The 19,301-nt window shown below is 41.7% G+C and carries 20 protein-coding genes and 1 pseudogene; 6 read left to right on the top strand and 15 right to left on the bottom strand.

What is annotated here, in order from left to right; genetic code table 11:
* Positions 1-322: 322 nt before the first annotated feature.
* From J5O05_RS18320 to J5O05_RS18305, 4 genes are read right to left on the bottom strand one after another with little or no spacing between them, the layout of a single operon-like run.
* Positions 323-508 (bottom strand): sensor histidine kinase, encoded by a 186-nt coding sequence (locus J5O05_RS18320; protein ID WP_244370159.1) that lies wholly within the window; start codon positions 506-508, stop codon positions 323-325.
* Complete coding sequence (locus J5O05_RS18315; protein WP_208845065.1) at positions 486-1,274, bottom strand: sensor histidine kinase; 789 nt, start codon at positions 1,272-1,274, stop codon at positions 486-488. The genes J5O05_RS18320 and J5O05_RS18315 overlap by 23 nt, the downstream gene beginning before the upstream one ends.
* On the bottom strand, positions 1,275-1,814 hold the full coding sequence (locus J5O05_RS18310) for a heme NO-binding domain-containing protein (protein ID WP_208845064.1): 540 nt from the start codon (positions 1,812-1,814) through the stop codon (positions 1,275-1,277). It lies immediately after the preceding gene.
* Positions 1,811-2,908, bottom strand: coding sequence for an HDOD domain-containing protein (locus tag J5O05_RS18305; RefSeq protein ID WP_244370187.1), 1,098 nt, complete (start codon positions 2,906-2,908; stop codon positions 1,811-1,813). Before J5O05_RS18305 ends, J5O05_RS18310 begins: the two co-directional genes overlap by 4 nt.
* A 113-nt stretch (positions 2,909-3,021) precedes the next feature.
* Here J5O05_RS18305 and nosR point away from each other — a divergent pair, with 113 nt between their 5' ends.
* On the top strand, positions 3,022-4,341 hold the full coding sequence (nosR, locus tag J5O05_RS18300; RefSeq protein WP_208845062.1) for a response regulator c-di-GMP phosphodiesterase, NosR family: 1,320 nt from the start codon (positions 3,022-3,024) through the stop codon (positions 4,339-4,341).
* Positions 4,342-4,516: 175 nt separating this feature from the next.
* Positions 4,517-5,536 (top strand): ferrochelatase, encoded by a 1,020-nt coding sequence (gene hemH, locus J5O05_RS18295; RefSeq protein WP_208845061.1) that lies wholly within the window; start codon positions 4,517-4,519, stop codon positions 5,534-5,536.
* Positions 5,537-5,604: 68 nt separating this feature from the next.
* Here hemH and J5O05_RS22080 read toward each other — a convergent pair whose 3' ends face one another.
* From J5O05_RS22080 to J5O05_RS22070, 3 genes are read right to left on the bottom strand one after another with little or no spacing between them, the layout of a single operon-like run.
* Positions 5,605-6,498 (bottom strand): putative bifunctional diguanylate cyclase/phosphodiesterase, encoded by an 894-nt coding sequence (locus tag J5O05_RS22080; RefSeq protein ID WP_244370158.1) that lies wholly within the window; start codon positions 6,496-6,498, stop codon positions 5,605-5,607.
* Positions 6,491-6,754, bottom strand: coding sequence for a GGDEF domain-containing protein (locus J5O05_RS22075; RefSeq protein WP_244370157.1), 264 nt, complete (start codon positions 6,752-6,754; stop codon positions 6,491-6,493). Before J5O05_RS22075 ends, J5O05_RS22080 begins: the two co-directional genes overlap by 8 nt.
* Before the next feature lie 13 nt (positions 6,755-6,767).
* Positions 6,768-8,126: a PAS domain S-box protein gene (locus J5O05_RS22070; RefSeq protein ID WP_244370156.1), complete on the bottom strand. Its 1,359-nt coding sequence runs from the start codon at positions 8,124-8,126 to the stop codon at positions 6,768-6,770.
* 247 nt (positions 8,127-8,373) lie between these two features.
* On the opposite strand from J5O05_RS22070, the gene J5O05_RS18285 reads away from it, so the two are divergent.
* Positions 8,374-8,784 (top strand): putative periplasmic lipoprotein, encoded by a 411-nt coding sequence (locus tag J5O05_RS18285; RefSeq protein ID WP_208845060.1) that lies wholly within the window; start codon positions 8,374-8,376, stop codon positions 8,782-8,784.
* Between the two features lie 98 nt (positions 8,785-8,882).
* Here the strand turns inward: J5O05_RS18285 and J5O05_RS18280 are convergent, their stop codons facing one another.
* Positions 8,883-10,442: a sensor domain-containing diguanylate cyclase gene (locus J5O05_RS18280; protein WP_208845059.1), complete on the bottom strand. Its 1,560-nt coding sequence runs from the start codon at positions 10,440-10,442 to the stop codon at positions 8,883-8,885.
* 201 nt (positions 10,443-10,643) lie between these two features.
* Here J5O05_RS18280 and J5O05_RS18275 point away from each other — a divergent pair, with 201 nt between their 5' ends.
* Positions 10,644-10,838: a hypothetical protein gene (locus J5O05_RS18275; RefSeq protein ID WP_208845058.1), complete on the top strand. Its 195-nt coding sequence runs from the start codon at positions 10,644-10,646 to the stop codon at positions 10,836-10,838.
* Here the strand turns inward: J5O05_RS18275 and J5O05_RS18270 are convergent.
* Positions 10,835-11,329 carry a hypothetical protein gene (locus J5O05_RS18270; protein ID WP_208845057.1) on the bottom strand — a complete coding sequence of 165 codons (495 nt, stop codon included), beginning with the start codon at positions 11,327-11,329 and terminating at the stop codon, positions 10,835-10,837. The two genes, J5O05_RS18275 and J5O05_RS18270, sit on opposite strands and share 4 nt — an antisense overlap.
* A 319-nt stretch (positions 11,330-11,648) precedes the next feature.
* Between J5O05_RS18270 and J5O05_RS18265 the strand changes: the two genes are divergently transcribed.
* On the top strand, positions 11,649-12,116 hold the full coding sequence (locus J5O05_RS18265; protein WP_208845056.1) for a nuclear transport factor 2 family protein: 468 nt from the start codon (positions 11,649-11,651) through the stop codon (positions 12,114-12,116).
* A 242-nt stretch (positions 12,117-12,358) separates the two neighbouring features.
* Here the strand turns inward: J5O05_RS18265 and J5O05_RS18260 are convergent, their stop codons facing one another.
* The 4 genes from J5O05_RS18260 to J5O05_RS18245 form a co-directional block, all read right to left on the bottom strand.
* Positions 12,359-13,939 carry an FAD-dependent monooxygenase gene (locus J5O05_RS18260; protein WP_208845055.1) on the bottom strand — a complete coding sequence of 527 codons (1,581 nt, stop codon included), beginning with the start codon at positions 13,937-13,939 and terminating at the stop codon, positions 12,359-12,361.
* A 319-nt stretch (positions 13,940-14,258) separates the two neighbouring features.
* Positions 14,259-14,888: a M23 family metallopeptidase gene (locus tag J5O05_RS18255; protein WP_208845054.1), complete on the bottom strand. Its 630-nt coding sequence runs from the start codon at positions 14,886-14,888 to the stop codon at positions 14,259-14,261.
* Positions 14,889-15,111: 223 nt separating this feature from the next.
* Positions 15,112-15,570 carry a GNAT family N-acetyltransferase gene (locus J5O05_RS18250; protein ID WP_208845053.1) on the bottom strand — a complete coding sequence of 153 codons (459 nt, stop codon included), beginning with the start codon at positions 15,568-15,570 and terminating at the stop codon, positions 15,112-15,114.
* A gap of 144 nt (positions 15,571-15,714) precedes the next feature.
* Complete coding sequence (locus J5O05_RS18245; RefSeq protein WP_208845052.1) at positions 15,715-16,218, bottom strand: hypothetical protein; 504 nt, start codon at positions 16,216-16,218, stop codon at positions 15,715-15,717.
* Between the two features lie 201 nt (positions 16,219-16,419).
* Here J5O05_RS18245 and J5O05_RS18240 point away from each other — a divergent pair, with 201 nt between their 5' ends.
* Positions 16,420-16,929, top strand: coding sequence for a MerR family transcriptional regulator (locus J5O05_RS18240; RefSeq protein ID WP_208845051.1), 510 nt, complete (start codon positions 16,420-16,422; stop codon positions 16,927-16,929).
* Between the two features lie 90 nt (positions 16,930-17,019).
* On the opposite strand, the gene J5O05_RS18235 is transcribed toward J5O05_RS18240, so the two are convergent.
* A complete protein-coding gene (locus tag J5O05_RS18235; protein WP_208845050.1) occupies positions 17,020-17,463 on the bottom strand; it encodes a hypothetical protein in 444 nt (147 codons plus the stop codon).
* A 318-nt stretch (positions 17,464-17,781) separates the two neighbouring features.
* A pseudogene (locus J5O05_RS18230) lies at positions 17,782-19,270 on the bottom strand (carboxypeptidase M32).
* Positions 19,271-19,301 lie beyond the last annotated feature (31 nt).

Genomic DNA, 19,301 nt, shown 5'->3' with positions numbered 1-19,301 from the left:
CACAAGTTTTACGGTCGTCAACTTAATTCTCAAGCACAAAATGATGAGATTAATTTCCAGATTAATACAATAGAATGGCTTTTATAGGATAAAAAATGAGTAAACCTCATGTTGTTTAGAAAATAAACAACCTGAAGTTTACTCATTCGAAAAACGAAAAAGTAATTAAAATTTAATAGATTAGACATCTATCTATCTAAAAATAGTAAGAATTAAAATAATCGGGATGATGAGAAGAAAAAACGGATAAAAAATAAATATAACGTTAGGTTCTAATTTAGAACCATATGTAATTTAAAAGTTACAATAGTTACATAAACCATCAATTTATTATCGGCAATGAGACGGTAATGCTTGTACCTTGTCCGAGTTTCGATTCAACATGGATAGTGCCATTGTGTTCTTCAATAAAACCATAAACGATAGCCATCCCCATTCCTGTGCCCTTTCCTACGTCCTTTGTGGTGTAAAATGGCTCAAATATCTTAGTCAGTGTCGTTTCGTCCATGCCCACTCCGTTGTCGGATACACCAATCAGAATATGTTCTTGGTTTGCACTGACTGAGAGTCCCGACACAACTTTGTCGTGTAAATTCGGATTCACAGGCATCTTTTGCATTGAGTAACAAGTTCAATATCACTTGACCAATTGCGTCTGCATTGCAACACGTTTCTGGTACTTCCTCTATCTCCGTTTTCACTACCACGTTTCTTAGCTGGGAGGTCGCGAGTTTTAAAATAGATCGAGACACTTCGGCTAGATTGACGTTACTTGATTTACTCTCTTTAGGTCGTGAAAAGCTAAGTAAATTACTCACAATACCAGCGATCCGCCGGACCCCTTCTTGGACATCGATTCCAATGTCGACAATATCATCCGCCATGAGTTCAAACGACATGCCTTTTTGTAGTGCAACAAACTTAGCTTTAAGGTCTGGATCAATTTCTTCACTTTGACTGAGTTCACGAGCCAAATGAAGTAACCCAACTAAGGTGTCATTAAAATCAAACAAGCTTTCAATATTGCTCGATACATACGCAAGTGGGTTATTGATTTCATGCGCAACCCCTGCAGCCAATGTACCAAGCGTGGCCATTTTTTCCGTCTTTAAGATGACATTTTTTTGTTTTTCTAACATGGCGACTTTGTCTTCAAGCTCGACATTGGCTTCATACAAACGACGAGTCTGTGCTTCCAAAAGTCCTTCTAACTCATCTCTCGCTCTACGTTCTCTTTCGAACGCACGCTTGTAATCAATGTTTTGTTCGCTCATTTAGACTTTCCTTACCAGCAGAATGCATTTATCCGCTCCATGATGAGCGCATTGTTGATGTTCAATTTTTACTGTTACACCAAAATGTGCTGCTGCACCATAGATAAGCCCCTCAGAACAAAAGCACAGCTTTCGAGGGGAATCGTAAACGACGATCAGCGAATCCGAATTACTAAAATCCACTGAAATAGAAGGTAAATTAGGTTCAGAGTAGAGCTTTTTAACTTCTTTATGGATAACGCTATCGATGCCTTTTATTAGGGCTTCGAAGCTATCAAATTGTGAAACGATATCTTTATGGCTGTTGGCTAAGTAACCGAACAGATATTGCCCAAAGCCACGTATCAAATCTGGAAGTGGGACGTTTAAGATACGTCCGATTTCTTGAACTATCGAAAAAAGCTCTTCATCCGGATAACTTTGAGGCCCAAGATAATATCGGTCCGACAAATTCACTTGGTCCAAAATACTGTCCCACGTTTGTATTCCGTGCTGTTCAATGACCAAATCTTCAAGTGCTCTAAACACGACACCTTTCATTTTGATACCCTCTTTCGCCAATCGATTGCTTTGTCATATAGCTCTTTTTCAAACAATATTTTCTGTACTGATGCTTTCCATTTTGGATCTTGTGATGCTATGGCATCTTCTAAAACGGCATGTGCGAGCGTCAATTTCTTTGCACCTAACGTTGCAGACTGGCAAATAAGCTCACCAAGCACGATGTCGCCGGGAAATCCCCACAAGGTAAGCAGATAAGCACTCAATGTTGTCGCTTCTTTCATTTGCCAATTAAACGAGTGCTCGGATAACTGTAAAATACAGATTTCGCCTATCGCACCGAGTAAACATACGACTTGTAAATCTTCAATATCTTGCTTTTCCAAATCGAGAACTGGCCCAAGAGACTTCGCTAATTGGGCCTTTTTCATCGCTTTGTTGTTTATCTCAAAGAGCTGTTTGGGGGAAATACGCTGGTTACCTATTTTCTCTATTTCAAAACAGGTCAAAATGGCTTCCGTAAACTCAGAACCAAGCCGAAATACCGCTTGTTGCACAGAATGGACGGGCGATGCAAACCCTAACATGGCTGAATTTGAGATTTGAATCAGTTTCGCTGCAAGCGGGGGATTTAATGAAATTAAGTCCGCAGCTTGTTCTAATAATGGAGGGGACAATCTTAACAAACGCAAGGTATCAATCAGCGTTTCTGGTAAGACAGGTAATTTAGTCAGTTGGCCAAGCTCTGAACGTTCTTCAAGCGTTAAGCCAAGCAAGGGAAGTAATTTAGATGCGTTAATCACATCAACAAGTTGCGCTTTGGTAAATGGTTTCGCTAAATAGAAATGCGCGAGATTATCAACTTGCATAGAGAAATCGGTAGCAACTTCACCGGAAAGCAAACAGCGCAGCGCTGTCGGACAAATAATACGGGCTTGCTCCAGCACTTCAAGGCCAGAGCATTCCGGCATGACTAAGTCACTGAAAATAATATCAGGCTCACCTAATTCTTCTACACAAGCAGCAAATTCAAGTGGGTTGTTGACCGCTTTCAATTCACACTCGAAATCGATGTGCAAAATGGCGCGGCTTAATGCTTTTAGTAAAAGCGCATCATCATCGATTAATATCACTTTCAACTTGGCGTTACCCCAAAACCAAACTAAGCCATAATTCTATTTGTTTCTCTTTCTAGCTTAGACTAAATTATGAATAGCGATAGTAAATTACAAAAATGCCACGGCCTATGACAGCGATTGAGTTAGACCTACAAAAACACCCGCCTAAGATTCTTTGTTTAGATGACGAAGAAAGTGTTTTACGGTCTCTCGCCCGTCTACTTAGACACCATGGCATGGAGATAGAAACATTTACCAGCGGCTTCGAAGCGCTCGCGGCGTTAGAAAAGGACGACTTTGAAGTCATTATTAGCGATATGCGAATGCCACAGATGACCGGTGATGTTTTTCTTGCCAAAACAAAAACGCTCTCGCCTGATTCTCAACGTATCCTCCTGACCGGCTATTCCGATTTTTCTTCAACGGTGAATGCGGTTAATGAAGGAGGTATTCATTTTTATCTGCAAAAGCCTTGGCAAAACGAGCATTTAATTTCCACTGTAAAAGAAGCAGTGGAAAAATATCGGTTGAAGAAGCAAAACGTCGAATTGCAAGAAAAGGTAAAAAAACAAAACGCCGAACTCAAAGAACTCAATCAATCGTTGGAACAATTGGTTGAAAAGCGAACTTCCCAAATAAAGCAGGTGCTTAAGCAATTAGAAGTAGCACATGAACATGAGAAGAAAGAGCACAAATCTACGGTTGAAGTGTTGTACAACTTCATTAATGCCAACCCTTATTTGGATGCTGATTTTGCACAAAATGTCGCAACAACCTGCGCACAGATAGCGAAAAAACTAAAACTAAGTGAACATTTAGTCGAAACGGCAAGAATGGCGGGTTACCTCGCGCAAGTAGGTCTGCTTGCAATGGATCCCGCTATTTACCGCTACCCTGTTGCACAACTTGATGAGAATAAAAGAAAAATTTACTTTACGCATCCTGCTACAGCGCAGCTGATGCTTATGCCTGCAACGCATTTACATGAAGTCTCTGAAGCAATTTATCATCAATTCGAAAAGTACAACGGTAATGGCATACCCAAAGGTCTAAAAGAACATGAAATCCCTGTGTGTGCTCACATCCTCGCGGTCGCGCGCGACTATTGGCAGTACATTAAAGATAGCAACAAGCCGATGAATGAGCGCAAAGAAACTTCTCTAGAGATGCTCAAAATGTATAGCGGTAATTTTTATCATCCAAAAATGGTGAAAGCGCTAATTGCCGTGCTCGCGGATGCTAAGACTTCGCACGCACAACACGTAGGATCAATGGACATTATTTCATCGCAAGAGCTAAAAGCAGGCATGGTATTGGGTCTTGCTATCCACAGCAACAAGGGCATTATGTTACTGCCAAAAGGGCATGTGTTCTCCGACAAATCTATCGCTAAGCTCCAACAGTTAGAATCTCAACGACCTAATCCGTTTAGAATCATGGTTAAGTGATAATGTGGTCGCATTGATTCGGCATCGCGTTTGGCTGCCATTAGAAGAGAAGCAAACCCGAAACCGACTACAACGTTAAAATTATATTCGTTTAAATGATCGCTATCTACTTGGTATACGTTTAGCTGATCTTGTAAAATAACAGACTGATTTCATTCGTCATAAAGGAGCAGAGGTGTCCCGTTTTTCAGCTATAACCGACAACCCACATGGCAACCGTTTTAATCAGAAAACGGGGATCTTACTGACTAATTTAGGTAGTCCTGATGCGCCAACACCAAGCGCGCTTCGTCGATATCTTCGCGAGTTTTTGTCCGACCCTCGAATTGTTGAAATCCCCCGTATTCTATGGATGATCATCTTACACGGTATCATTTTGCGCGTTCGCCCTGCCAAATCGGCAAAAACTTACGCAAGTATTTGGACTGAACAAGGATCACCACTCATTCAAATTACCAAAGAGCAAACGGCCAAACTCAATGAAAAGCTGCAGCGAGAAGGCCTAGGTCATGCGAAAGTCGTCATGGCGATGCGATACGGTAATCCTTCAATTGAACATGGTTTAGAAACGCTTCGTGCCGAAGGGATCACGCGGATAATCGTGCTTCCTCTCTATCCACAATATTCAAGTGCGACAACAGGCTCAACCTTTGATGCCATCGCCAAAGTTCTATCCAAATGGCGATGGGTTCCTGAACTTCACTTTTTAAACGGCTATCATGATTCTCCTGAATACATCGATTCACTCGCTGCATCCGTAAAAGAAGATCTAGAAAAGCATGGTACACCGCAAAAGCTCGTGTTTTCTTACCACGGAACGCCTAAACTGTTTTTGGAACGAGGCGACCCCTATTACTGTTTTTGTATGAAAACCACCCGTTTGGTGAAGGAAAAGTTAGGTTTAAGCGATGAACTAGTTGAAACCACGTTCCAAAGTCGATTCGGTAAAGCTGAGTGGTTAAAGCCATACACCGATGCGACACTGCGTGCGTTTCCAAGTAATGGCATTAAAGACGTTGCTATCTTAAGCCCTGCTTTTAGCGCGGACTGTTTAGAAACACTTGAAGAACTTGAAGAAGAAAACCGTCATTATTTTATAGAATCAGGCGGTGAACATTATCGATACATTCCCGCTTTGAATACTAGAGACGATCATATTGATGCGATGTTCAGTTTGCTAAAACCGCTTCTTTAACTCAAACCATAACTAAATCGCGCGAGGGTTATCGCGCGATTTTTCTCTGTAGATCAATTTGTTGGAAATTAGCTAAATTCAAATTCCGGCGCATTAAGCATCATTAAACATTCTTTTAGTGGCTTTGCAGAACTAAATAAGTACCCTTGAACATAATGGCAACCAAACTCCCGTAACATCTGCAATTGTTCATTCGTTTCAACTCCCTCGGCTATCACGCTGATCCCCAATTTGGAGGCAATTTGGATTAGTCCGGAAATCATTACTTGTTTCGTTTTGTCTGCCATTAAGCTATCAACAAACGATTTATCAATTTTCAAAAAGTCGACTTGGTGTTCAATTAAGTTGCTAAGCGATGAGAAACCCGTACAAAAATCGTCTAATGCAATTGTAAGTCCTTTCCCTCGCAATGTTTCCAACACATCCCACGTATAACTATTGGTGGCAATCGATTCCGTCACTTCAACAGTTAAACGTCCAGGTGCTAATTGATGTGTGCTGAGCGCTTTTAGAATTAAATCAATTTGATTGTTCGATGCTTTGAATTCATTAACGGAGCGGTTAATCGAAATGCTAACGTTGCCAAAACCTTGTTTATCAAGCCACGCCAAGTCATGGCAGGTTTGTTCCAACACAAATTGGCCTATAGACTGAATTAAACCGAACTCTTCTGCCAACGGAATGAACACGTTTGGTGGGATCATCCCTTCTTCATCGTCAAACCACCGCACAAGAGCTTCAAATTTCGCGATACGTTTCGTATCTAAATGCACGATTGGCTGATAATAGACATTCAGCTTTCTTTCTTTTAAAGCTGATTTAAGTTTCTGTTTTAAATGAATTTTGTTAAGGTAAGCGCTTTGGATCACTTGGTTGTGTATTGCAACACTTCCTGGATTGGCTTTTTTTGCACTCGTCAGTGCGTGCGCGGCATTGCGAATAAGATTTGCTGCACTAATCATGACTGTTTCGTCGAGTTGAGCAACACCAACGCTTGCCGTGAGGCTCCACAGTCAATTCGCCAAATACGTAGGGTTGGCGTAACTTTTGAGACAGCTTGCTGGCAACGATAAGCGCGTCGTCTACCTGTGAATTCGAAATGAGTATTGCAAATTCATCACCACCATATCGACAAACTAAGTCCTGTTGCCGAACGCTGTTGCGAAGGCGTTTTGCGACCGAGATCAAAATTCTATCGCCAATTTCTGGACCATACACGTCATTCACTTCTTTAAAGCGGTCGAGTTCCTAAAAAGATGAGTGAACCAGATGTGTGTTTTGCTCGAGATTCTGAAATGGTTGATTCAAGTGAATCCATGAAACTGCGACGATTAAGCAAGCCTGTGAGTGGTTCGTGATTGGCGTAAAAGGTGAGCTGGGCTTCATTGCGCTTCCACTCTGAAATATCTCGGAAAATAGCGACGAAATTCTGTATTTCACCTACTTCGTTTTTAACAACCGTCAGGGTTAATTCTTCTGGATAGATTTGACCATTTTTACGTCGATTGTAAATTTCACCTTTCCAATTGCCTTGTTTTGCTAATTCATCCCACATCATTGAGTAAAACGCTTTGTCTTGTAAACCTGATGACAAAACTTTCGGATCTTTGCCAATAAGTTCACGTGCGGTATAGCCCGTAACTTTTTCAAAGGTGTTGTTTACCATCATAATTTTGTTGTTAGCGTCGCAAATCATGATGGCTTCAGACGCATTTTCGAACACGACGTTCGTTAACTCTAATTGCTTATTCAGTACCGTAATATAGGTTACATCTTGGATGGTGGCATTAAACACTCGTTCACCATCTTCTAGTAACTCGACTTGGCCCATAATGTGCAATAAGCCGCGAATGGTATTGCGGTAGCGGTGACTAACCGTAATGTCTGCTTTTTCCGTCACGCCTTCTCGAACTTGAACGATTAATCGCTCAAGTTTCTTTCTATCGTCACCGTCTAAATTCTCTAACAAGGTATGTAGACTTGGTGAGGCCTCGGGTTTCAACATCAGTCTTGGCATTTCATAACTGAACCAATGTTGATCCGCTTTAATATTCCATGACCACGAACACAGCTTTGCAATTCGTTCACCTTTGGTGAGGTGATTAAGTAATGCATCTTGCTGTGCAATTTCTAAATTGTGATTAAGCTCTGCCCCTACTAAATGACTAAGTTCTCGAAACCACTCTACATCTTCTTCCGTCATTTTTGGCGACTGCTCAAACAAACACACCATAATACCAATAGGCCGATGGTCGAGTGCACGAAGCGTAATGCCCAAATACCCATCCACATTCAGGATCCTAAGGGCTTCATCATCTTGATACTTTTGCTGTATACAACTGTCGATCATACAAACTGAATGGCTATAACGCGCGTCTTTACAAGGCGTTCCTTCTAAGTCATAAACGATGTTGTCGACTATTTCACCATTTAATGTATGCACTACGGTTTTTACACGAGTGTCGTTATCTGAAAATTTGCCAATTAAGCAGACTTTTGCAGCAAATCGTTTGTGGAGCATCTGCGCCGCATACTCATATCGAGATTCGCTACTTGGCAAATTGAAAAAATGGCTAAACGTTAAAATCATGATTTTGAATTTACAATTTTGGATTGAGTGGTCCTTCAAGAATTTCATAGTACGGTAGAAAGACGAGATAAGTAATAACTTAGATCAATAAAATTTAAATCGCCTTTTACTTTGTTGAATTTTTAGCCACAAAACAAAGCGGAAAAGGATTTTTTTCTGCAATTTTTAACAGTTTTTTACTGTCTATATACCCTCGTCAAATGCACAATAGCCTCATTAACCAAATCCTAAATGAAGAGATACGTTCATGAGAAATACTTTAGTAGCACTTTCACTGTGCAGTTTACTCGCGGCTTGTGCGCACCATGATGATGTCCGCCCAAGTGAAAATAACACACATTATGTTGCCGTTAATTCACAACAAAAAGAAGAAGGTGGTCGTGAGGCTATGAAACAAGCCAAACACTACTGCGAAAGTATCAAAAAACAAATGTATGTGATAAACGAAGAAGTGGTTTATCAAGGCTCAACGCCTGAGTCTGAGTATTTAAGCAACCTTAAAACTGCAGATATCGTGTCAAACGTAGGCACTGTATTGTGGATTTTTGGTGATGGCAGAGTCGATGACGCAGGCGGAATCGCGGCGATTACAGGCGAGTCGGTCAAAGCTTCAATGGGAAAACCTTATATTACTAAAATGCACTTTAAGTGTGATTAAACCTGACTTTAAGTGCTAGACCACCACGTTGAGATTGTTTGGAAATTGGCTGAACCACTCTTCGTCCACAGCAAAATCACGTGTCTTGAGTGGCCGTATTAAACAACGGCCACTTGGTTTCTTCCCATTTGTTTTGCTTTGTATAGAGCCTTATCAGCACTCTCTAGAATTTCGTTTGGTGTATTTGTTATACCATCCCAAAAGGCGACTCCAATTGAAATCGTCACCCGTCTTGCATGTTTAAATTCAACCTCTTCAACACTTTTCCGTAATCGTTCGGCGACGGAAGTTGCGATATCCATATTGATTTCAGGAAGTAAAACCAAAAACTCTTCACCACCGACACGGCAAACAATGTCACCAAATCGTGCATGTTTACTTAATTCGTTTGCTAACTGCTTCAGCACTTCATCACCCACACCATGACCAAATGTGTCGTTCACGTGTTTAAAGTGGTCAATATCGACAGCTAATGTCGAAAAACACTGCTGACGGCACTCAATTTGATTCAAATGATGCGTAAGTCCACGACGATTAAGTAAACCAGTAAGTGGATCGGTCGTTCTGTCGTAATCGAGTTTAACGATTCGCTGGGTTAATTTACTGGTACTGTCGACAATGGCCGCTTTTAGTTGTGCAGCTTCGAAATACCACGCATTGATATTGTGTACATTGTTGTGGCCTATCGAATCGGTGAGTTCTACTCCTTTCGCCATTCGCCAAAGCGGCTTGGAGATTTTTGAGCCAAACACATAGATCCCAAGAAAAACTAAAAATATGGCGGGCAAATTCAGTTCGACCACACGCAGTAAGGACCAATTTAGATTTTCCAAAGTCACATTCAAGGGTTGCTGTGCAACTACCCCCCAATGAACTTCAGGGATGGCGGCAAAGCCCGCCAGCATAGATTCCCCTTTGGTGTTTATAACTTGTTGTGCGCCAACCCTATCACCTAATGCTTGCCTGACAACGTCATTTTGCACAACATTTTCCCCCACTCGATTAGGGTCTTTGTGGTAAATCAGAGTGCCGTGCCCATCAACAACATACAAAAACGACCCATCTTGGTAGAAATGTTCACCCATTAATTTGTTAAGAATATTGTCCCCGTCAAGATAAATGGCTCCTCCAATGAATCCGCGAAAAGTGCCATTGAGGTCAATTACAGGTGCCGACAAACTAATAATGAAATTGCCTGCAGGTGAAACGAAAGGCTCTGAGACCATTGGCTCACGCGCTTCAAGTACCTTAAGCGATTGGGAATCTTGAAGAAATAGGCCACTGACGGGAATTGACTGTGGATAAACAGACACTATTTCTGCGTTTTCACGCGCATAAATCGTTGCGTTAAATGTATCGGTTTGAAGCGTTAGCCGCTCGAGTTCTGACTTGACGACTTGCTCATTGTCAAAATGCATTGCTATCTTTTTAGCGCTGTAGGCGAGTTGCTGAAGCGATGCATCCAGAAACAGACTGGTAATTTTAGCCACTTTTGTCGCGTAAGCCCGATTGGCCTCTAAGGTTTTTTGAATATGTAACTGACGTTGAACCTGATACGTCGCATAAAAGGAACTGAGTAAAGTAATTAATACTCCAAATCCTGCTAATAGTAAGATGAGTCTTTTTAACTCGATTGTTTTGAACGATAACTTCTGCACGGCACACGCTCTAAATAGACAAGCTACTCTAATCATAACGATATTGCCGAAGGTATTTTTAATCTAAGTCAACTTTGTGCACATTTGTAATGATTACAGAAACGGGTTAGCGAACGCGCAACGTATCCAAAAACGATAACGGTTTTTTTAGGAAGGCTTTTCGGATAAACTTACGAGTATATTCAATATACAAATTGTGACATGAAAAAAGGCCGTACGGTTCACCCTCTCGTCTCTCAACTCACGTTTGCTATTTTTGCAGCTGCAATATTGTGGTTGCTGGCGACCGATAAAGACATACTCGTCGTTGGCAACGCGCTGATCCTAGTCTACGTTGTGTACGCATTAGCAAGTTGTGTCGTCAGAGCAAAAGACCGCGACAAAAAACACCACTAATCCAGGATGACATTTCGCGCGACAAGTGAAATGGTTTTCCTAATTTCCTTGTTTGACTGCCAATTGAGTATAAAGCGTTGACGTTGCTTTTTCTTATCTTCACTACACCACACTAACGTAGATAGATCCGAGTTTTTTTCTCGACATTTTTCCGGCAAGACATAATGAGATTCCCATGCTCGTTGCATAGACTCATCTTGAAAGGTTTGTCCTTTGATAGTGAATGGCAAGGACTTCGATTGCATAGCTGATTTTTCGATAATAAAGGAACTACCATCTCTGCAGTGATAAGAGTGAAGATCAAGCAAACTTGTTTTAATTGCGTCCAATGCCTTCAAATTCGGATGCTGCTTCGACGTCATTGCCACAGAAAGTAAAAAAAGTTGATATTGAATATCTTCACAATTCGCCTCTACAACTTCTTGCTTCGCTGTCGTTAAACACGAATAAAATAAAAAACAACTCAATATAAGCTGAGCCAACGTCTTCATATTGTTTCCTTACAATATCGCTATAGTTCGCCTTCATATGGCAGTGAACACGTTTGAGTTTATTCAAACTTTTACAATTGTACCGCTTAAAACATTTTCTCCTAGGTATATCTAGTCCACGATTTCGCGTAAATCGCTGGCTACGAAGACGAAGAAGATTAAGTAATTGTAATTTATTGCTTTTTATTTTTATTCCTTGTAGTGATAGCAATTATCTTCAGCTAAAGCGACCGAATTATGGGTAATGTCTCACATTGACAAGGGAAAATGCTCAACGATAAGCTGTAACAACTGCAACATTTAGAAAGGACATCCTCGAATGTTTAAAAAACTGATTTGTCTCCCTTTTGCTCTTACTTTGCTGGGTTGTACCTCAACACCACATGTTGATATGGCATCATGCAAAGAAACCCTACTTAATTACGTCAATCTGCGTGACACCGGCTCACAGGCAGACTATCAAGCTCTTTTTAGTCAAGATGCTACTTTTTCTATCCCTGCACTTAGCCTTCATTTAGTCGGTGCTGAAACCATCGCTGAACGCCAGCAACAGGCCATTCAAAAATTTAAAACAATGCATATGATGACAAGTGTCGATGTACAGGCAATTCAGAATGACGAAGCACGTGCTGAATCGTACTTCATTCTCTATCAACAAGAACGAGATAAAGTAGATGCGCCACAAACGGTGATAAACGGAAAATACACCGACAAACTTCGCGTATTAGAGGGGAAATGTCTGATCCAAGATCGCCAAGTTGATATAATTCGCAAAGAAAATTGGTAGTCTGAGATGAATCGATAAACTAATTTAACCGCTTCTATTTCACGCCAGCGGTAACCAAAAGTTTAGATTCCTTCTGTGTGCGCAAAAAGCGGCTGCCTAAAAACAGCAACCGCTAATTGATGACCACCATCAAACCTCAACATTTATAAAATCAAAAAGCTAGGCCGAGCCTCACATCAAGTCTGGCTTCGGTCGATGGCCACTTTTATTTTGTAGCTTACAACTTATTCAATTTGATACGGTTAGCGACAACCATTTTCATTTCGTGCCAGAATTTGAAGTAACGCTTGTTCTATTACGTAGACCATCGCTAGCCCTTCTATCGGGTGAGCTTTATTGCGCCAACAAATTATACCATCTGGACGGATCAAAACCGCCCCCTGAGACGTCATGCCAAACGCACTGAGCAAATCGGTGCGAGCGGTCAAATCAACACCAATATGTAAACATCGAATTGGCAGATTTAAACGTACAGCAATCTCTCCTGCTGCAGCCAACCAGTTTGCGTCGGCACTTATCAGGGTGAAGTCTCGACAAAAGACATCGATAGTAGATTTTTCATCGTGTTTTCCCGTTAGCCAGATATGTGGAGCTCGCACGCCCGGCTGACCTGCCCAGTCGTTTGGATGAGCTGCTTCAGGCAGGTCGGGATTGATGCCGACCACCGCAGTCGAGCGATGTAACTGGCCTAGTTCCATGGCAGTATCACCGAACAGCACAGTGGTACTACGTAGCTCATCGTTTAGCCAGCGCGCGTAGTCTGGTCTCGCGAAAGTCTGTTGATGCCGTAACAGTCCAATTGGTTGGCGTTCAGCGTCATAACTAATTAAAAGATCCGAACCGGCTTTACCCGCCAGCACGTATGCAAGCTTCCAAGCGAGATTATAGACATCATCAATCCCAGTATTGGCACCGAATCCACCTCTGGTTGGTGGTAACTGGTGAGCGGCGTCACCGGCAAGAAACACCCGACCTTTCCGGTACTGAGTCGCGATGCGCCCAGCCATTTCCCACTGTCCTCGCGACAGTATTGTGAACGCCATGTTGGCTCCCAGTGCACGGCGAATAGCCTGTTGCAGTTGTTCATCATTGCGCTCTTCATTGTCAGTAAACATCAGCACCCAACGGCCGTCCTGATAGGTAGTAAGAAAAGCGTGGAAGTCGTTTTGTTCAATCTCAAATTGATGCACACCATGTTGCAGATATACATCGGCTTCTGGGCACTGAAAAAGCACGCTACGCACGGTTTTAAGATAACCCACACCGTCACGTTGAATGCCTAACTGTTCGCGAACTAGACTTGAGGCACCATCGGCAGCAATCAAGTATTGACCGCGCGACGCATAATCTGTGCCGTCTGCCAAGTTACGAATTTGAAGCGTGACCCCATGACTGTCCTGACAAAATGCAGTCATCTGATTGCCTGTGCGAATATCAGCGCCGAGCACACGTGCGCGTTCACGCAAAATCGGCTCAAGTTTATCCTGCGCAATGGCTGCGCCATGACAAGGTGAGGCCGGATCGGCATCAGTTTCAGAACCCGGCGTCCACTGCGATTCCGCAAACCAATCTCCGGCTAAACTTTGCGCCTTTACCCGACGTACACGCGTACCAACAGGTGCCTGAGGAATAATCTCGCCGAAGTTCCCCATAAGACGGAAATATTCCAGACTACGCTCAGTAAAACCCATCGCCCGCGGATGGGGGGAACTTGATGGATGTTTTTCTACAAGTACGTGAGGTACGCCATGATAAGCCAGAAAAAGTGACGCTGACAGTCCAACTAGACTGCCGCCAAGTATAATGACCTGTGTATGTTGCATAGATTAAGACTCCGGAAGTTATAAACCACCAGACGTATATGTTCAGGCTTAAGCAAAGAGGCATAAATTGTGCGCACAGGGCTACGACCAGAACGGCATATACGTCCGTAACTGAGTCGTGGTCCGCGGCCACAGGGGCTGGAAAGAAACTGCAATTCTTGCAGTTGACCGGAAGCTCACCAAACCGGTCCACCTTTTTCGACCGTGACAATATAGAGCAAAAAATAGTGAGAAACAATATCAGTGTGTAACGATATTGATGTAGTAAAAGCGGCTAACTCGTCAGCATTGAGTATTGATAATGACTTGTTTGGTCAAACTATTGTGCGGTGTAGATTACTCCATTCTTAAGTATTTTATCCTTAGGATTTATATTCTTAAATGAGATAGGAATGGTCGGACACCTCCCCGTGGATCCTTTTTTAAAGCAGGCGTCATTGGTTTCAAATACTTCAAAATGTAAATGAGGGCTTGAACTTTTGCCTGTGTTACCACTGTATCCAATCACCTCACCTTTCTTTACAAATGCACCCAACTCAACAGCGACCCCACCGTTTTTAAGGTGAGTGTAGTAAGAAAACGTGTTGTCTCCATGCGCTATTATAATGTGGTTAAAATCACTGTTTATGTTATTTCCATCGATAAACTTATCTTCAATAGCAACGACTTGACCAGAGCGCGCGGCATGAATGGGAGTCCCTATTTCCATAATAAAATCAAACGCAAATTCACCTCTACTTTCAGCTGAATGAGTATGGAAAGTGCAATTTCCCTGACCCAGTTGGTAACTTTTACCTACACCAAAGGGTAAATTATACAAGGATTTTTCAGGGTCACTGAATCTGGGCGTATTTTGTGAAATACAGCGTTCATCTATATTCGTGGTGGTTGAATTACATGATATGAGAAAAATCAAACTGCTTATTAAAATTAAAAGCTTGTAGTACATGTCATTCCTTATTTACCTATCTTTTAACGCTTTGTGGCAAAAATCGAAATATAACTGACTGTGATGTTGTGTTTTCTTCACCTCAAAAGAGATTTAACTCTATATTTTGAGACACCTTCGTTGAGACAAAGCGGTTGTATTGCAATTTTTTTTCGTTATCAAATGCTGTGAATTTGATATTAAATTATTTTCTATTTACTTCAACCGTCACGTTTATTTCATTTTAATCGGCTGGTTGAACGTTATTTAATTGATACACAGTAACTGCATATTCTTCATTTCCCGGCATCACGCCACTCGCTGTGCCTACTTCGATAAAACCGAGCGATTTATAGAACGCCAGCGCGGCAGTATTTCCTTTTAAAACTTCGATTGAGTATTGCCGAGTTGGTGTCCCTAAAGCCGCCTTCACTAGCGCTTTGCCAATGCCATTGCGATAAGTAGTTGGATCAACATATAACCAAGCTATTTCTTCTTCGTCATATGCAACAAATCCCACAACTTGGTCATTTTGCTCAGCAATCAGTATGTTGTAATCAAAAAGATCTTCATTTTGCGCGGCGATTTCCAGAGGTAGAAATGCGCCTTCTAAAGAGGCATTACGAAGTTCGTCTAGTCGAGCCAAATCATGAATCTCACAAAGACGAATCCAATCAGTTTCTAAATATTCACGAATTATCATGTAAAGTTTCGATTTCCTAGTAATACCTGTCGCCCACGCAATGATGCTTTTTCTTTATTCGGTTTATACTCAACGAAGAGACTGTACTGACGAAACACGCACAAAGTGAGCGCGTGCATCATTCAGTCCAATTCAATCACGATATCATTGCTCTTTATCTTCGATGTTTAATTCGGTGACCGTAAAAGAAACCGCTGTGATTTTCCAGTTTGCATCAACCTTCACCATGCTCCAAGATTCAGTACCGAAGGCTCTCTTTTTTCCGCTTTCATGGTCGCTGTAATCAAAATGCACACTGGCAAGGTGGCCATCCGTCTGCACTTTGATATTCCACATTTTTTCTTCTTGGTCTTTATCATCAGATATTAAGTTTTCTGGCGGACCAAATTTCCCTAGATTAACCGCTGCTGGATAATTTGGCTTCTCTAACCGTTTACTTGCCAACATATCGTCACTGAATACCGCGATAAAAGGTACTGTATCGCTGAAAAAGAGTGATTTAAAAGCTTCTTTATCTTTCTTGATTATACTTGTCCTAAATTGCTCTATTACTTCTCTTATTTGAATTTCAGAATCCGACATTTTTGCCAACGATGTCTGACTAAAGAAAAGCACTGGACTTAAATACAACCAATATCCTAATTTCATTTTAATCCTTTGATTTTAATTGAGCGCCTTACTCATGCCCTTTTGAAGTCGAAAAGGGTTTGGTAAAACGGTAAAAATATCCGTCTATTTGTAAACTTGTAATACAAAACGTGCCACATCAAAGGAATGTACAATTAAACTATTGACCCGTCTATAAGGAAAGGGTTCAAGATGCATATTCGGTCAAACAATGGAGCATATATGCTAACAGTTACTCAAATCGCAAAAAAGTTTGGCGTTTCTCGTACCACCATTCTGTACTACGAAAGAGAAGAGCTGCTAACTCCTGCTTACCGTTCTGAAAATGGATACCGCTGGTACAGCCAAAAAGAGATTAAGCGCTTACAAGCAATTATCTCTTATCGCTCCTACGAACTCACAATTTCAAGCATTAAAACGTTACTAAACCGAAATGGAGAAACTCAAACCCAAATATTGAAAGACCATTTCAATGAGCTAGAAAGAGAAATTCAAAACCTACGAGCACAGCAAAAGGCGGTTGTCGTATTGCTTCAAGAGCCAACTCTATTAGAGGAAAATATTGTGAACAAAAAACGCTGGGTAGAAATCATGATTGCTGCAGGATTCACCGAAATGGATATGGTTAGATGGCATCAAAAATTTGAAGAACTAGAGCCAAATGAACACCAAAAATTCCTTGAATCGCTTGGTATTTCTGGTGACGAAATCACTAAGATCCGAGCTTTATAAAGCACAAATGGCATCAATATAAGAGCCGCTAATATTAAGCGGAGTAAAAGCCCGTTCAAACGGGCTTAATTTATTAACAAATCCTAGATATTAACTCTTTTTAATAAGGGTAATATCATAGCCGTCATTTGCTGCTGCAATCAGTTTACCTTCTTTGTTGCCCAAGCGAGGACGGATAACTTCGTGCTGCGTTTTCGGTGGCATGACAGCGAAAAACTTGCCAGTACCGTCTTCATTTTCTGGTTTCCAAGATACGGCTAAACTGTCATGTCTATTGCCGAAAATACGACGAAAATCCCCTTTTAGTCGATAATCGATATGCTTGCCTTCTTTGTTCTCTCCATGCGGGTAGAAGGCCCACGTATAATAACCTTTCTCCACAACACTCTTTGTAGAACGGTTGATTAAAATGGCATCTTCTTCCTTTTCAACAACAATCAGATCATGCTCTTCATCGATTTTAGTGCCTTTAGGATACCCAAGATATTGGCCATCTTTGAGCTTCATAATGTATCTATCACCTTTTGCTGGCATATAAATTTCCTTCTAAATAAACTTCTATTACAAAAAGTTATGCTGTAGCTCCTAATGAAAACAAGATATTCCAACAATACTGAATACTTGTTTTCCACTCGAAAACAGCGCAGCCCTTTTCGAGTGGAAGAAGTTTAAATAATGAATGTACCTATAACCCAACCAAATAGCCGATAAAGTCGGTCGAATTAGCTAAACTCGGCATGTAAATCAAAATGACAACTCTGAACATCACGCTTTTGAGGTATGAGCCAAAGAATTGAAAAGCGGGGTGCAAAAAAAGTCCATGCCCAAGTATGGGCATGGTTTTACCTTTTGCTAAAGATAACGTGTTTCGAGGTGAGGCTCTAAAATGTGCGGCATTAAGCGCTTCGCCCGTAGCCTGCTTGACCAATTCGTTTGTTGTTAAAACACTACCTTTGGACCAAATTTTGGTATTCAACCACTGTTGGATCGGTTTTAAATCCGCTTGTTCGAAGCAACCAGCCACATCTACTTCTTGGCTCATTGCAGCTCTAAACTGAGCCGCATACATCGCACCGAGCGTATAACTTGGGAAATACCCAAAACTCCCATCCGTCCAATGAATGTCCTGCATACAGCCATTTCTATAGTTACCTTTTGTTGATAACCCCAAATAGTGCTGCATTTTTTGGTCCCAGAGTTCAGGAATGTCAGAGGCATTAATCTCGCCATTTATAAGCGCTTTTTCAATTTGATAGCGCAGTATAACGTGTGCTGGATACGTCACTTCATCAGCATCAACTCGGATGTAACCTTTCTCAACACGTTGAATTTGGCGCTGAAACTGCATCAATCCAAGTTCAGTTGGAATAGCCGAAGCCAAATGTTGATTAGCATAGTTGAAAAGATGAGGAATGAACCGCTCATCTCGTGCTATTTGCATTTCGAAGAACAGAGACTGAGATTCATGTATCCCCATTGAGCGCGCCTTTCCAACAGGGTACTTTTTCAAGTGAGCTGGTAGGCTTTGTTCATAACGAGCATGGCCTGTTTCGTGGATCACACCCATCATTGCTTGGATAAAACTGGTGTCATCATAACGCGTGGTGATCCGAGTATCGTCACTTACTCCACCACAAAATGGATGCATGCTGACGTCTAAACGACCACGCTCAAAGTCAAAACCGAACAAATGCATCAAGGATTCACTGAGTTGCTTTTGTGCTGCTCTCGGATAATGAACGACACGTTCAACTTCGCTTTGATCTGGTGTCGTCTTTTGCTTTTCTATCACCTCAGCAATTAACGAGGGTAACCACTGCTCAACATCGTTGAATACACTTTCAACCATGCTTGATGTCATACCGGGTTCGTACAAATCCATCATGGCATCATAGGCTGTCGCGTGGCCATCTTTACGAATTTCGGCCTCTTCTTTTGATAAAGCAACAACCGTTTCAAAATTCTTTAAAAAGCCTGCCCAATCATTTTCTTTTCGTTGCACTCGCCACGCAAGCTCACATTTAGCCCCCGCTTTTGACTTTGCCTCGATTAGACTTTCAGGCAGCCTATTGGCATGCATGTAGCTGTTGAATGCTTCACGTAAAAAAGCATCATCCTCATTGGACAATGGCTTGTTTCTAGCTTCATCTATCCAATCTAAAATACGAGGTTCGCTCAACAATTTGTGGATATGCAGAGCAAGAGCTGACATAGCGTCGCTTCTCGCCTCTGCGCCACCCACAGGCATCATCGTAGCTTGGTCCCACCCAGACATCGCCCGTAAATGTTCAAAACTGTCTAGCGTGTCGTAATGGGCTTTTAATTTATCAATTGGATTCACAACGCTGTTTCCCGATATTATCTGTTCTAGT

Origin of the sequence: Pseudoalteromonas xiamenensis (assembly GCF_017638925.1) — a bacterium.
Taxonomy (GTDB): domain Bacteria; phylum Pseudomonadota; class Gammaproteobacteria; order Enterobacterales; family Alteromonadaceae; genus Pseudoalteromonas; species Pseudoalteromonas xiamenensis.
This window is presented reverse-complemented; position numbering and strand designations above follow the sequence as displayed.

Bases quoted from the DNA above. Each gene is read 5' to 3' on its own strand.
- J5O05_RS18320 (WP_244370159.1), bottom strand. From the start codon at position 508: ATGGACGAAACGACACTGACTAAGATATTTGAGCCATTTTACACCACA.
- J5O05_RS18315 (WP_208845065.1), bottom strand. From the start codon at position 1,274: ATGAGCGAACAAAACATTGATTACAAGCGTGCGTTCGAAAGAGAACGT.
- J5O05_RS18310 (WP_208845064.1), bottom strand. From the start codon at position 1,814: ATGAAAGGTGTCGTGTTTAGAGCACTTGAAGATTTGGTCATTGAACAG.
- nosR (WP_208845062.1), top strand. From the start codon at position 3,022: ATGACAGCGATTGAGTTAGACCTACAAAAACACCCGCCTAAGATTCTT.
- J5O05_RS22080 (WP_244370158.1), bottom strand. From the start codon at position 6,498: ATGATTAGTGCAGCAAATCTTATTCGCAATGCCGCGCACGCACTGACG.
- J5O05_RS22070 (WP_244370156.1), bottom strand. From the start codon at position 8,126: ATGATTTTAACGTTTAGCCATTTTTTCAATTTGCCAAGTAGCGAATCT.
- J5O05_RS18285 (WP_208845060.1), top strand. From the start codon at position 8,374: ATGAGAAATACTTTAGTAGCACTTTCACTGTGCAGTTTACTCGCGGCT.
- J5O05_RS18275 (WP_208845058.1), top strand. From the start codon at position 10,644: ATGAAAAAAGGCCGTACGGTTCACCCTCTCGTCTCTCAACTCACGTTT.
- J5O05_RS18270 (WP_208845057.1), bottom strand. From the start codon at position 11,329: ATGAAGACGTTGGCTCAGCTTATATTGAGTTGTTTTTTATTTTATTCG.
- J5O05_RS18265 (WP_208845056.1), top strand. From the start codon at position 11,649: ATGTTTAAAAAACTGATTTGTCTCCCTTTTGCTCTTACTTTGCTGGGT.
- J5O05_RS18260 (WP_208845055.1), bottom strand. From the start codon at position 13,939: ATGCAACATACACAGGTCATTATACTTGGCGGCAGTCTAGTTGGACTG.
- J5O05_RS18255 (WP_208845054.1), bottom strand. From the start codon at position 14,888: ATGTACTACAAGCTTTTAATTTTAATAAGCAGTTTGATTTTTCTCATA.
- J5O05_RS18250 (WP_208845053.1), bottom strand. From the start codon at position 15,570: ATGATAATTCGTGAATATTTAGAAACTGATTGGATTCGTCTTTGTGAG.
- J5O05_RS18245 (WP_208845052.1), bottom strand. From the start codon at position 16,218: ATGAAATTAGGATATTGGTTGTATTTAAGTCCAGTGCTTTTCTTTAGT.
- J5O05_RS18240 (WP_208845051.1), top strand. From the start codon at position 16,420: ATGCTAACAGTTACTCAAATCGCAAAAAAGTTTGGCGTTTCTCGTACC.
- J5O05_RS18235 (WP_208845050.1), bottom strand. From the start codon at position 17,463: ATGCCAGCAAAAGGTGATAGATACATTATGAAGCTCAAAGATGGCCAA.